This window comes from Marimonas arenosa, assembly GCF_030848945.1.
Classification (GTDB): Bacteria; Pseudomonadota; Alphaproteobacteria; order Rhodobacterales; family Rhodobacteraceae; genus Marimonas; species Marimonas arenosa.
Genome location: NZ_JANHAX010000001.1, coordinates 653,894 through 667,880, shown reverse-complemented (window position 1 = coordinate 667,880; position 13,987 = coordinate 653,894). Strand labels below are relative to the sequence as shown.

Sequence of the window (13,987 nt, the reverse complement as noted above, 5' to 3'; positions counted from 1 at the left end):
TTCGGGCGTTGCTGAGTAATCGTCTATGGGGGAAGCCGGCATGAAAATCTGCGTTTTCGGGGCAGGGGCCATCGGCGGCTACATGGCCGTGAAGCTGGTGCAGGTCGGCGCCGCTGTCAGCCTTGTCGCTCGCGGTCCGCATCTTAAGGCGATGCAGGAGAATGGCCTGACCTTGATCGAACAGAGCGGCAATCGGGTCAATGTGGCGGTGACCGCGTCCGACGATCCAGACCAACTTGGACCGCAGGACTACGTGATTGTCACGCTCAAGGCACATTCGGTGCCGCAAGTGGTCGACAAGATACAACCACTCATCGGTGAAGACACCACCATCGTAAGCTGTGTGAACGGTGTGCCGTGGTGGTATTTCCACAAGCTCGACGGCCCGTTCGAAGGTACCCGTGTCGCCACGGTCGATCCCGGTGATGTCCAGTGGAACGGAGTCGGCCCCGACCGGGTGTTGGGCTGCGTCGTCTATCCGGCCGCCGAGGTCGTCGAACCAGGCGTCATCAAGCATATCGAAGGCAACCGGTTTTCGCTGGGTGAGCCCTCGGGCGAGAAGTCCGAGCGGGCGCTGGCGCTGTCGAAGGCGCTTTCCGCCGCCGGGCTGCGCGCGCCGGTGCGGCCGCGGATCCGCGACGAGATCTGGGTGAAACTGTGGGGCAACCTGTCATTCAACCCGATCTCGGCGCTCACCCACGCGACGCTTGATGTGCTCTGTACCGATCCCGGCACCCGGGCCGTGGCGCGCGGCATGATGGTCGAGGCGCAGGAAATCGCCGAAAAACTGGGAGTCAAGTTCCCGGTCGACGTGGACCGACGGATCGATGGTGGCGCGGCGGTCGGAGCACACCGCACCTCGATGTGGCAGGATCTGGATGCAGGCCGACCAATGGAGATCGACGCCCTGGTTACCGCCGTGCAAGAGCTGGGGCTATTGACGGAAACCCCGACGCCCACCATAGACACCGTGCTGGCACTGATCCGGCTGCGGGCCAAAATGGCCGGACTCTACTGAATATCCGGGAAGGGACCAAGCAATGCAGCTCTGTAGCTCAAACCCGTATCCGTCGCGACGTTCGGCGGTTTTGGCGGACAACATTGTCGCCACATCGCAGCCGCTGGCGGCACAGGCCGGGCTCGCGATGCTGGCCCGGGGCGGTAACGCAGCCGATGCCGCCATCGCGGCGGCGGTCACATTGACGGTGGTGGAGCCCACTGGCAACAGTGTCGGCGCCGATGCCTTCGCTATCCTGTGGGACGGCGAGGCGGTGCATGGACTCAACGCCTCGGGGCGGTCACCGGCCGGATGGACCCCGGAACGGTTCGCGGGGCGAGACAGCATGCCGATGCTGGGCTGGGAGAGCGTCACAGTGCCCGGTGCGGTGTCGGGCTGGGTCGCGATTTCCGAACGCTTCGGCAAATTGCCTTTTGCGACGCTGTTCGAACCGGCCATCGGCTATGCCGAGCACGGCTTTCCGGTGAGCCCGAAGATCGCGCAGGGCTGGGCGCGCGGGGTGGGGTATTTGTCGGAGCAACCGGGGTTTGCCGAAACCTTCGCGCCCGGAGGCCGTGCGCCTGCGGCGGGAGAGAGGTTCGCCAACCCTGATCTGGCGCGAAGCCTGCGGTTGATCGCCGAAACGGGAGGGAAGGACTTCTACGAAGGAGAACTGTCCGAGGCGATCGCGGCCGCGGCGAAGGTGCATGGTGCCGCGATGGGCCTGGACGACCTGGCCGGCCACCGGGCCGACTGGTGCGGCACGATCTCGAAAGGGTTCGACGACGTAACGCTACACGAGATCCCGCCCAACGGGCAGGGCATCGCGGCGTTGATGGCTTTGGGACTCCTGTCGCATACCGGAATTCGCGATCTTGCCCCCGACGATCCGCGGGCGTTTCACCTGCAGATCGAGGCGATGAAACTGGCGCTGCGCGATGCCGAGGCTTATGTTGCAGATCCCGGCCATATGACGGCAGTGACGGCCGACGATCTGCTGGATGATGGTTACCTGGCCGGGCGGGCTCGCTTGATCGACCCGGACCGGGCCCAGGATTTCGGAGCCGGCGCGCCGAAACGGGGCGGCACGGTCTATCTGACCGCCGCAGATGCCTCAGGTATGATGGTGTCGTTCATCCAGTCGAACTACGCCGGGTTCGGTTCGGGTGTAGTGGTGCCCGGCACCGGCATTCATCTGCAGAACCGTGGCTGGGGGTTCTCGCTCGATCCCGGCAGCCCGAACCGTGTCGGTCCGCGAAAACAGCCCTTCCACACGATCATCCCCGGCTTCCTGATGGGACCGGAAGGAGCGCGCATGAGCCTGGGCGTGATGGGCGGACCGATGCAGGCGCAGGGGCATCTGCAGATGGTGCTGCGCACACAGCTGTGGGATCAGGACGTGCAGATGGCCGTGGATGCGCCGCGCTGGCGGGTCACGGAGGGGCTGGGCGTGGCCGCTGAAACCACGCTGCCCGCGGAGACGCTGGAGGCGCTGGCGGCGCTGGGTCATGCGTTGCAACTTGAAGAACCCGATACGGCCTTTGGTTTCGGTGGCGCGCAGTTGATCCATCGCCTGGAAGGCGGCGGCTATGCCGCCGGGTCCGATCCGCGCAAGGATGGGATGGCGGTGGGGTTCTAAGCCGCCAGCGGTTTTGGCCAGGGGTTGCGAGGGCAGACGTGCGGCCTTGCCCGCAAGAGAGCCCGATCGAGGCGGCATGGTTGTTGTCTCCTGAGATCCGGCCGTTACCTAAAATCGATACAGCGCTGCCGATGGCGAAGCTTATTTTGTCGGGCGTGCGCGTGGTGGCGTCACGTTGTTGCCGGCCTCGGTCGGGACCGGATACGTTTCTCGGGGTTGCATGGCGGATCGGCGTCGCCCGGACCGTCAGAGCGTCGGCCAGCGCTTGCACAGATGACGCCGCGGCGGCAACATCAATTGCGACCGCTGGAAGGAGGCCGACATGACGCTAGGCCGGATCAGAATGCGCCACATCCGCTGTTTTCTCGCCGTTGCGCGGCTGGGAACAGTCACCCGCGCGGCGGAGGCGCTGGGGACAGTCCAGCCCAGCGTGTCGCGGTCGCTGCGCGAGCTCGAGCAGGAGATCGGGGCGCCGCTTTTCGATCGCAGTGCTTCGGGGCTGTCGCTCAACGAAGCCGGGCGCACGCTTCTGAGCTATGTGTCGAACGGGGTCGGGCAGATCGACCGCGGGTTCGAGGTTCTGCGCGGCCAAGCCACCGGACGGCGTGTCGTAGCCTACGTACTGCCAAATGTGGTGCGCATGATCATGCCGGGTGCGGTACAGCGGTTCAAAACCCATTTTCCGGACGTGGACGTAACCTTCCTCGCGACGATCGGCGGGGGATTGCAGGAATACCTGCGGGAGGGCCGGGTCGACTTCGGGTTTGGCCGCTTGCTGGCGGCGGAACATATGGAGGGAATGAACTTCGAGCATCTGTTCAACGAGCCGTTGGTGTTTTTCGCCCGAACCGGCCATCCGCTGGCGGACCGGGAGGCGCTCTCCGTTCACGACATCGATGCCTTTCAGGTCGTCATGCCGATCCAGGGCACGATCATCCGGACCGAGTTGGACCGGTTCCTGATTGCGCACGGGTTGAACCGGTTCACCAACCTGATTGAAACGATCTCGTTCGAGTTCGCGCGCAACTACATGATGGAAAGCGAGGCCGTGGTGTGCCAGCCGCTCGGTGCGATGCGCCGCGAACTGGACGCCGGGCAGGTTGTACGGCTTGATTTCGGTCAGGGCGATCTTGTCGGGGCGGTCGGGATCACCACGCCGGGTGGCAAGGCGCTGAGCGCACCGGCACAACTTCTGGTGCAGATGATCCGGGACGAAGTGCAAAGTCAGTCTTTGTCATAACCTTTTTGTTATGACGCATTGAGAAATGCTATTTTTCTTCGCCCGTGCATGGCGATAGACTGAAGAAACCTAGGGAGGTTGTCGTGTATTTCGAGCGGAATCGGCTGAATAACACGCCAGCGCGGGAATGACTCATGGCCAAGCCTAAAAATATCCTGTTCATTATGTTCGATCAACTGCGCTGGGATTACCTCAGCTGTTATGGCCACAAACATCTGCATACGCCGAATATCGACCGGTTGGCCGAAAAGGGTGTGCGTTTCACCGGCTGTTACATTCAGTCGCCGATCTGCGGCAGCTCGCGAATGAGCACCTATACCGGACGCTACGTGCATTCGCATGGGGCCAGCTGGAACGGCATTCCCCTGAAAGTGGGCGAGCTGACCATGGGCGACCACCTGCGCAAGGCCGGAATGGACTGCTATCTCGTCGGCAAGACCCACATGCGGGCCGATGCCGAGGGCATGGCCCGGTTGGGGCTGGAGCCGGACTCGGTGATCGGCGCGCGGGTCTCGGAATGTGGCTTCGACGTGTTCGAACGCGACGACGGCATGTTGCCGGAGGGCCCCGACGGCTCCTATGACCCGGACGGCGCCAAGGAGTACAACAAATGGCTTAAGACCAAGGGTTACGAAAGCGACAATCCCTGGCACGATTTCGCGAATTCCGGTCTCGACGCCGACGGCAACGTGCTGTCGGGCTGGTTCCTGAAGAATTCGGCCGAGGCGGCCAATATCCACGAGCCCGACAGTGAAACTCCTTATCTCACCGGCCGCGGCATCGACTTCATCAAGGGCCATGCCGGCCCCTGGTGCATGCATCTGAGCTATATTAAGCCGCACTGGCCCTATATCGTGCCCGAGCCTTATGCCTCGATGTACGGCCCCGAACATGTCCAGCCGGTGATCAGGTCGGATGGTGAACGCCAGACTGCCCACCCGATCTTCAAAGCGTTCATGGATACCAAGGTCGGCGAAACCTTCTCGCGCCAGGATGTGCGTAACGCCGTGATCCCGGCCTACATGGGCCTGATAAAGCAGGCCGACGATCAGATGGGCCGCTTGTTCAAGTGGCTCGAAGACACCGGCCGCATGGAAGATACCATGATCGTGCTGACCTCGGATCACGGTGATTTCCTGGGCGATCACTGGATGGGGGAAAAGACCTTCTTCCACGACACGTCGACCAAGGTGCCGCTCATCATCTACGACCCCTCACCCGAGGCCGACGCCACCCGTGGCATGGTCAGCGACGCGTTGGTCGAATGCATCGATTTCGCGCCCACCTTTGTCGAGATCGCCGGCGGCGAACCCGCCTATCATATCCTCGAAGGCGAAAGTCTGCTGCCGATCCTGCACGGGAAGGCCGGCGAGACCCGGCGTGACTACGTGATCTGCGAATACGATTTCTCGGCCACGCCGGTGGCTCATCTGAACGACATCGCGGTGCGCGACGCAGTCATGTTCATGGTCGCTGACAAACGCTGGAAGCTCATCCATTTCGAAGGCGGGCACCGCCCAATGCTGTTTGACTTGGAAACCGATCCGCAGGAATTGACCGATCTCGGTGACAGCGCCGAGCATGAAACGGTGATCGACGCGATGTATGCAAGGCTTTTCGAATGGGCGCGACGGCCGTCTCAGCGGACCACGCGCAGCGAAGCCCAACTGATGGAGATGCGCACCAAGACCCGCCGCCGCGGCGTGGTGATCGGCGTCTATGATGAGAACGATACGCCGCTGGAACTCACAGTGCGTTATCGCGGTCGCAAGGCACCCGATATGAAGCGGGGACCGGACGGCTGAGCCATTCGGGGTAGGAGGGGCCCCGGACAACTGGAAACCAAGGGAGGACATTCATGAAATATCTCACCAACGGCCTTGCCGGGCTTTGCCTTGCCGGCGCTCTTGCCGCTGGCAGCGCCAGCGCCCAGGCCAATCTGACTGCCGAAACCTCGAGCCCTGGCAACAGTCCGCATGTCTCAGTGCTGCACCTGGCCGAGGTCGCCAGCGCCGCGGGCATCGCCAATCTGCAGGTGCAGGAAGGTCAGACGCTGACCAATTCGGTCAAGAACGTCGCCGAAGGCCGCACCGACATCGCCGCGATGCCACTGATCCTGGGCTTTCTTCTGGACAAGGGCCGCGGCCCCTATTCCAAGCTGGGCGAGGACGGTGCCGCGCTGGCCGCCAACCTGCGCGCGCTCTATCCCTACAATGCCGGGGCCTACGGTCTTCTGGCACTGGAAAGCGAAGGCATCGACAGCTGGGACGACCTCAGTGGCAAGAACGTCTGGAACGGTCCGCCCCGCGGTGCCGCGCTGGTCAACGCGCGGCAGGCAATCTTTCTGGCCGCCGGCCTGAAGGATGGCGAAGACTACACCGGCCACCAGGCCAACTGGGGTCAACTGCCGACGCTGCTGGTCGACGGTTCGATGGACGCCTTCGTCTTCCCGCTGACCTTCCCTTCGGCGCGCGCGACCACCATGCAGGCCGCCGGCGCCGTGGCCATGATTTCGACCCCGAAAGACGTATTCGAAAGCGAGGCCTATCAAAAGATCTTCAAGGCCCCAGGCAACGTGCCTATCGTCGTGAAATGGGAGGATATGGGCTATGAAGACGGCAAGGGAATCCGGCTTGTGTCAGAAGACGCGACTTTCCGCGGCATGGGCACCGCTTTCACCGACGTGGTGCACAAGGATATGCCTTTTGACACCGCCAAGGCGCTCGTGGCCGAATACATCAAAACGCTCGGCGCGCTGCAGGCCAAGACACCCTACATGAAAAACGTCGGACTGGCCGAGCTCGACCCGGCGAAATCCGGTTTCTGTGGCGCGAACCCGGTTAAATACCACCCCGGTGCTGTCACCGCCTGGGAAGAAGCAGGCTATACCGTGCCGGACTGCGCCAAGGACTGATCGCCGAGCGCCGGGCATCCGCACCAACGTTTGCCCGGCGCCGTTCCCTATTCACCCGGTGTCCGCGCAGAGTGAGAAAAGATGACCGAAAGTCCCCGGCAAACCGGCGTTCTGACCCGATTTTCGCTTGTCCTCGGGTTTGTGCTGGTCGTCATCGGATTGTTGAACACCATGCCGTCGATCCCGGGACTCGACGAAACCGTTGAACGCTTGTTCGGGGATGGCGTTGCGATCCGCCGGTTCAGTTACGAATACCTCGCGCCGCTGTCGTTCTTCATCATGATGTGCGCCGTGGCACTCGACCAGTCGATGGCGAAACTCTATCGCGACCGCGGCCGGATGAAACACGCCCTGGGGCTCGTCATGGACATCGCGCTGGTGGTTATGGCTGCAGCGCTCGCGCTGGGTTATCTGATCGAGATTGACAGCGTTTGCCTGATCGACCAGTTCACCGGCGAACGGGCGGAACTGATCGCAAAGGCGCTTCAGGAAGAGATCGAATTCAGCGAATCCATGGGGCTGCCGCCACCGACGACCGTGGATGACCCGTCCTGTATCAACACCCTGGGCCTGTGGATATTCGCGCTGGTGGCCTTCGCGGTTGCGGTTTTCCTGACCTACAATGTGCGGGTCTGGGGGTTTCCACTGGTCGCCGTGGCTATTCTGATCGCGGCCTATACGCTCGTGACCGTGTTGATCTGGTATGCCTTCGGCGCCGACGACATGAACAAGTATCTGGTCACCAAGCTGGGCGGGGAACCGCGTCAGCTGATCGATGGCCGTCCGAATATGCAGGACATCCTGGTCAACAATGCCCAGGGACTGCTGGGACGCTTCATGGGTATCCTGATGAACACCGTCTTTCCCTATATTGTGCTGGGCGCGCTGTTCGGGGTTTCAGCCGGCGGCCGGGCCTTGATCAAGGTGGCTTTCTTGTGGACGCGTCGCCTGCGCGGCGGACCGGCGCATGCCGCGATTGTCAGCTCGGCGATGTTCGGCACCATTTCGGGCGGACCGGTGGTCAACGTGCTGTCGACCGGGGTGTTGACCATTCCGATGATGCTGAAACGCGGCTTCAGCCGCACTTTCGCCGGTGGGATCGAGGCTGCGGCCAGTTCGGGCGGGCAGATCATGCCGCCGGTGATGGGCGTTGCGGCCTTCGTGCTGGCGGCGATGACGGTGGTGCCGTATCGCGAGGTGATCGTTGCCGCCACGTTGCCTGCGCTGGCCTATTTCGGCTGCCTGTTCCTGACGGTTGTGTTCCAGGCGCGCAAGCAGGGGATCGAAGCGGTGGGCGAGGTGACCGAGGACATGCGGCTCACCGGTGAAGATCGGCTGCACCTGCTGATGATCTTCGCCCCGATCCTGCTTATCCTGGTGTTGTTGCTGACCCCGAAGGAAGCCGTCGGCTGCGGCCCGTTGGCCGAACTCTGGGGCGTGACGCGGATCTTTACCGATGCGGGTTGCCGGGCCGAGAACCTGCCCTGGCTGCTTGAGCTGATACAGAACTCGGCCGGTGACGCCGGCTCGGCCGGGTGGTGGGCGACGGCGCTTCTGATCGGACTGTTTTTCCTCGACCGCGACATCCGCCGCCAGCCAAGCCGGATTGTCGTGGCGCTGGCGGATGCCGGGCTGCTGGTCAGCCGGCTCTACCTGATGTTCCTGGCGGTGTCGGTGATTGACTTCTGCCTCAACTTCACCGGTCTTTCCAACTACATCGCGGTGGATATCATCGGCTGGTTGCGTGGCTCCGGTGTGGCAATCGGGGATAATCCGGTCTTCCTGATGCTAGCGCTCTTGGCGACGATGCTGATGGCAATCATTCTGGGCATGGGCATGCCGACCGTCCCGGCTTATATCAACGTGGCACTTCTGATGGGGCCGATGCTGGTCGGGCTTGGGATTGCCACCTTCACCGCGCATATGTTCGTCTTCTATTTCGCCGTGGCGTCGGCGATCACCCCGCCGGTGGCGATTGCCGCTTTCGCCGCCGCGTCGATCACCAAGTCCGACCCGATGAAGACCGGATTCGCCGCGGTGCGTGCCGGGGTCGTGATGTTCGTGATCCCCTTTATCTTTGCATTCTACCCCGAGCTTCTTTTGATCGAGCAGGCCCAACTCAACCCGATTGCCGGCGGTGGGCGCTATCTCGACGGGCTCGACGGCAAGGTTCACCCATTGCATCTGCTGGCGGTCTTCGCGCGGGTCGTGCTGGCTCTCTATCTGCTGGCGAGCGTACTGGCCAGGTTCGAAACGCGGAACATGAGTCGTGGCGAGGCCATTTTACGGCTTGTCCTGGCCGTGCTCGTGTTGATCAATTCGCCTTATGTGTTCGGCGCCGCGATTGTGGCGACGGTCGCGGTGATTGCTTTCCATCGGCGATCGGGTGTTGCCCAACCGGCTTGAGGTCGGACGTCCGGTTGCTTTTCTGTTTCGCGATCACCCGCGCCGCGCAACACTCTTCTTTCCCGTAAACCGTTCGTGCCTCAGGAACAGCGTTGAGCCAACGCGGCGCCCGGAGTTTTTCGGACACCGAGATTGAGCCCGACCGCGCGCCCGGTCGTGCCGGTCTGCGTGGGCGCGGGGTGTCGGGGATCCGGTTGACAGGGGCAGCCCGCCAAAGCATCGTGCGGAATGGTATACCATTTGTCGCGGGGGAGGAGACGATCATGACGAAAACGCTGGCGATAGGGCCTTACGGCGAGGCTGATCGCGCCGCGCTGCAGACGTCATTCGATCCGGTGTTCCTGTCCAGCCCGGCCGAGATTTCCGGACTTGAAGCAGCGCGCCGGGCAGAGGTCACGGCGGCGGCCTTCATGGGACATGCCGCCTTCGGCGGAGCCGAGATGGACCTGCTGCCCAACCTTGGTCTGATCGCGAATTACGGGGTCGGCTACGACGCCATCGATGTCGCGGCGGCGGATGCCCGCGGTTTGAAAGTGACCAATACCCCGGGCGTGCTGAATGACGATGTCGCTGATCTGGCGGTGGCCATGCTGATCATGGTGGGTCGAGAAATGGAGCAGGCGTCGGCCTGGGCCCGCTCTGGCAGTTGGGCGCAGACGGGGCCATACCGGCTCAACCGCAAGATCTCGGGCGGCCGGGCAGGGATCGTTGGCCTCGGCCGGATCGGCCGCGAGATCGCCGATCGGCTGGCCGCGTTCAAGATGGAGATCCACTATTTCGCCCGCGCCGAAAAGGACACGCCGGGCTGGACCTGGCATGCCGATCCGGTCTCACTGGCGGCGGTGGCCGATTACCTGATCGTGGCCCTGGTTGGCGGGGCCGAAACCGAGAAATTCGTCTCAAGAAAGGTCATCGACGCGCTCGGCCCCCGCGGCATTCTCGTTAATATATCGCGCGGTTCCACCGTGGATGAACCGGCGTTGCTCGACGCGCTGGAAGACGGCCGGATCGCGGGGGCCGGACTCGACGTCTTTCTGAACGAACCGAATATCGATCCGCGCTTCTATGCGCTGGAAAATGTGGTGATCCAGCCGCATCAGGGGTCGGGCACGGTCGAAACGCGGGCTGCAATGGGCCAGCTGCAGCGCGACAACGTCGCGGCCTTTCACGATGGCCGGGCGCTGATCACGCCAGTGAACTGAGGGTATGTGCCATGGACATGAAAACCAACGCCTTCAAGCGCGCCATTGCGGCGGGGCGACAGCAGATCGGGATCTGGCACGCCATTCGCGACAGCGCGGTGACCGAGATGCTGGGAGACTGCGGGTTTGACTGGATCCTGATCGATTGCGAACATTCGCCGAATTCCGAATCCGATGTGCTGGTCAAGCTGCAGGCGTTGAACGGCAGTCCGACCGCGGCGATGGTGCGGCCGAGCAGCCTCGACGTCGCCGAAATCAAGCGGCTTCTCGATGTGGGCGCGCAGAACATCCTGGTGCCCTACGTACAGACGGTGGAGGAGGCGCAACTGGCGGCCGCATCGGTCACCTATCCACCGGAGGGCATCCGCGGGGTCAGTACCGGGTCGCGGTCGAGCCGCTTTGGCGCCGTGCCGGATTATTTTGCCAGGGCACGCGACGAGATCTGTCTGATCGTACAGGTCGAAACCCGGGCGGCGATGGACCGGCTGGAAGAGATCGCTGCGGTGCCCGGGATCGACGGAATCTTCATCGGGCCGGCCGACCTGGCCGCAAGCCTCGGCCATCCGGGCGACATTTTTCACCCCGAGGTGCAGGAGGCGATCCTGTCCTGCATGCGCCGCATCCGGGCGGCCGGCAAGCCGGCGGGTTTCCTGTCGCCCAATCAGGACCTGCTGGAAAAGGTCGTCGAGGCCGGTTGTGTCTTTACGGCCGTCGATGTCGACATGGGGCTACTCCGGCGCAGCGCTTTGCATCGTCTGGACATCTGCAAGGGCTGGAAAAGTTGAGGTGGACCGGGCGGGCGGCCGTTCCGACTTTCTTCGATAGCCCGTCCCGATGAAAGAGGAGTTCACCCGACTCAGCCTACCGGTTTGTCATCTTCGAGGTAGTAGCGGATGTTGTCCTCGAAGCTAGCGTCTGCGGTTAGTCCTAGTTTCAGCGATTTCTCGGGCCGCAGGTCGAAGCGCCAGCCCTTGACGATGCGCTGGATCTCAGGCTGCGCCTCCCAGCGGATCAGCTTCGCCGGTTCCGGCCCGGCGACGGCGGTCATCGCATCGATCACCTGGCGGATCGTCCACATCCTTCCCGGCATCATCATGCAGCGGTTCTGTCCCAGTTCTTCCGCTGGAATTTCGGCGCCCTTCATCAGGTTTTCCACGCATTTTCGGGGCGAGAGGTAATAGTGGGGGAAATCTTCGTCCACCGGGCAAATCGCCTCTTGACCGTTTAGCGGTTCGCGCAGGATCGATGACATGAAGCTCGATGCCGCACGGTTGGGCTTGCCAGGTCGGACCGAGATCGTCGGCAGGCGGAAGCCACGGCCGTCGATGAAGCCTTTCCGGGAATAGTCATTGATCAGGAGTTCACCGATCGCCTTTTGCGTGCCGTAGGATGTCTGCGGATTGAGATAGGTATGGTCCAGGATCGGGTCGGGCACCTCGCCGCCGTAGACGGCGATCGAGGAGGTGAAAACGACGACGGGTTTGGTACCTAGCGCGCGGGCCCGTTCGAGGACGTTCAAGCTGCCCATCAGGTTGATCCGCATGCCGGCGTCGAAATCCTCTTCGGCATGGGCCGAGACGATGGCGGCGAGAAGATAGATGACCTGAACCTCTTCTGTCACGCAGGTGGCGACCGACACCGGGTCGGCGATGTCACAGCGGGTGCAGGTTACCGGGAACGGGGCGTCTGCGACCGGCGCAGGGTCGTTGAGATCGGCCAGGGTGAGGTGGCCGATGGGTTGTCCCCTGAGCGAGCCGGTCCGGGCCAACAATCCGGCCAGTTTCTGCCCGACGACACCGCCGCCGCCGATGATGAGAACATTCATTGCAGGTCTCCTGTGGTGAAGATGCCCGGAACAAGCGCCCCGGGGTGGCGGATGACACGGGCGGCCAGCCGCATCGCGGCACCGGCAGCCTCGCGCAGAGGCGCGCCGGTGACAAGGCCCGCAACGAGCGCCGCCGCGAAGCTGTCACCCGCGGCAGTGCTGTCGACGACGTCGCGGACCGGTGTGGGGGACAGGGTGAACAACCCGGTTTCAGGCGAGGTTAGGGTGATTGGCGCGGCGCCGTTCTTGACCACGACCGTGGTTGCACCACCTGAGAGATAGCGCTCTGTCGTGGCTTGGGGCGTCGCGTCGCCGAACAACCCGGCTTCCTCGTCGAAACTTGGCAGGACGAGGTTCGCGGCTGCGGCGCCCTGCATCAGGCCCGCTTTCATCGCATCGCTGCTTTCCCACAGCCGGGGGCGAAGGTTGGTGTCGAAGCTGACCATCGCGCCGCGGTCACGGGCAGCGGTCAGCGCGGCGCAGAGGCGGTCGCGGTGCTCGGGCGGCAGGATGGCCAGGGTGATGCCCGAGAAGTGAAGGGCCGAGGCCCGGGCGATGTGGGAACTGAGCCAGGCTTCATCCTCGGCCAGCAGCCGGGCGGCGGACTGGCTGCGCCAGTAGGAGAAGCTGCGTTCGCCGGCCTCGACCGAGATCATGTAGAGGCCGACGGTGCGGTCAGGCACGCGTCGCAATGCGTCGGTCTCGATCCCGGCGGCGGTGATGAAGGCGCCCATCTCATCCGACACCGCGTCTTCCCCGACAGCCGAGAAGTAGCCGACATGCCAGTCGCCGGGCAGCAGATGGCGGGCATACCAGGCGGTGTTGAACGTGTCGCCAGCAAAACCGCGGCGGTAGGTGTCGGGACCGGTCTGCGCCAGCTCGATCATGCATTCGCCAATGGAGAGGAAACGCTTTTCGGTCACAGGATCACCCGGTGTTCCGGCTGGCCAAAAGTGTCGGTTTCCAGCGCGTAGGTGCAGCCATCGGCTTCGGTCGGTGCGACCATCTGCTGACGTGCGGTGGTGACATAGAGTGTGGTGAGGTCGGTACCGCCGAAAGCCGGGCAGGTGGTGCGCGACGCGGGCAGCGCAAAGGTCGCTTTTTCGGTGCCGTCGGGGGCGTGGCGGGTCACCTTGCCGTGGCCGTAATGTGCGATCCACAGATCGCCGCCGGCATCGACAACGGCCCCGTCGGGGCGGTGACTGCCGGCAGGTAGGTCGAGCAACAGCTGCGGCGCCCCGTCTGGCCAGCCGTGCGTGTCGAGTGGCTGGCGCCAGATCTTGCCCCTCGGGGTATCGGCGAAATAGGCGCACGTGCCGTCGGGGGCAAAGCAGATCGCATTGGGGATGGTGATGGCGGGGAACAGTTGCTTCAGTTCACCTTTGTAGAGACGATAGATCGCCCCGGCCTCTTTTTCCTTCTCCTTGCCCATGGTGCTGATCCAGAAGCCGCCTTGCGGGTCGGCGCGGCCGTCGTTCGAGCGGGTCGTTGCGTTGTCTGCCTCTAAAGGGCAGAGGCAACTGTGCGCCCCGGTTTCTATGTCGAACCGCAGCAGCGCGGTTTCCGAGGCGACGAGCAACTCGGTGTCCGAAACCCAGCCCGCCGCAGAGACAAATTCGGCGAATTGCCACATCCGGATACCTTCGTCGCTACGGGTGTGGAGGCGATGGGCGTTGATGTCGAACCAGAACAACTGGTTCCGCCTCGGATGCCAGAGAGGGCCTTCGCCCAGATCGCAGGGCGTCGAGTCGAACACCTGCACCC

The 13,987-nt window shown here is 63.3% G+C and carries 11 protein-coding genes; 8 read left to right on the top strand and 3 right to left on the bottom strand.

The features are described from left to right. Positions 1-40 precede the first annotated feature (40 nt). The 8 genes from NO357_RS03220 (at position 41) to NO357_RS03185 (ending at position 11,183) form a co-directional block, all read left to right on the top strand. Positions 41-1,018: a 2-dehydropantoate 2-reductase gene (locus NO357_RS03220; RefSeq protein WP_306734171.1), complete on the top strand. Its 978-nt coding sequence runs from the start codon at positions 41-43 to the stop codon at positions 1,016-1,018. 22 nt (positions 1,019-1,040) lie between these two features. After that, positions 1,041-2,636 (top strand): gamma-glutamyltransferase family protein, encoded by a 1,596-nt coding sequence (locus NO357_RS03215; RefSeq protein WP_306734170.1) that lies wholly within the window; start codon positions 1,041-1,043, stop codon positions 2,634-2,636. A 322-nt stretch (positions 2,637-2,958) separates the two neighbouring features. Further along, positions 2,959-3,876, top strand: a complete 918-nt coding sequence (locus NO357_RS03210) for a LysR substrate-binding domain-containing protein (RefSeq protein ID WP_306734169.1) — start codon at positions 2,959-2,961, stop codon at positions 3,874-3,876. Positions 3,877-4,010: 134 nt separating this feature from the next. Then, entirely contained in the window at positions 4,011-5,681 is a 1,671-nt protein-coding gene (locus tag NO357_RS03205; protein WP_306734168.1) for a sulfatase-like hydrolase/transferase, read from the top strand. Between the two features lie 53 nt (positions 5,682-5,734). After that, entirely contained in the window at positions 5,735-6,790 is a 1,056-nt protein-coding gene (locus NO357_RS03200; protein WP_306734167.1) for a TAXI family TRAP transporter solute-binding subunit, read from the top strand. An 81-nt stretch (positions 6,791-6,871) separates the two neighbouring features. Then, entirely contained in the window at positions 6,872-9,196 is a 2,325-nt protein-coding gene (locus tag NO357_RS03195) for a TRAP transporter permease (protein ID WP_306734166.1), read from the top strand. Positions 9,197-9,459: 263 nt separating this feature from the next. Then, on the top strand, positions 9,460-10,398 hold the full coding sequence (locus tag NO357_RS03190) for a 2-hydroxyacid dehydrogenase (protein WP_306734165.1): 939 nt from the start codon (positions 9,460-9,462) through the stop codon (positions 10,396-10,398). A gap of 11 nt (positions 10,399-10,409) precedes the next feature. Next, entirely contained in the window at positions 10,410-11,183 is a 774-nt protein-coding gene (locus NO357_RS03185; protein WP_306734164.1) for an HpcH/HpaI aldolase family protein, read from the top strand. 71 nt (positions 11,184-11,254) lie between these two features. Here NO357_RS03185 and denD read toward each other — a convergent pair whose 3' ends face one another. From denD to NO357_RS03170, 3 genes are read right to left on the bottom strand one after another with little or no spacing between them, the layout of a single operon-like run. Beyond that, positions 11,255-12,223 carry a D-erythronate dehydrogenase gene (gene denD / locus NO357_RS03180; protein ID WP_306734163.1) on the bottom strand — a complete coding sequence of 323 codons (969 nt, stop codon included), beginning with the start codon at positions 12,221-12,223 and terminating at the stop codon, positions 11,255-11,257. Beyond that, positions 12,220-13,146: a sugar kinase gene (locus NO357_RS03175; RefSeq protein ID WP_306734162.1), complete on the bottom strand. Its 927-nt coding sequence runs from the start codon at positions 13,144-13,146 to the stop codon at positions 12,220-12,222. Before NO357_RS03175 ends, denD begins: the two co-directional genes overlap by 4 nt. Then, positions 13,143-13,985 carry an SMP-30/gluconolactonase/LRE family protein gene (locus NO357_RS03170; protein ID WP_306734161.1) on the bottom strand — a complete coding sequence of 281 codons (843 nt, stop codon included), beginning with the start codon at positions 13,983-13,985 and terminating at the stop codon, positions 13,143-13,145. The genes NO357_RS03175 and NO357_RS03170 overlap by 4 nt, the downstream gene beginning before the upstream one ends. Positions 13,986-13,987 lie beyond the last annotated feature (2 nt).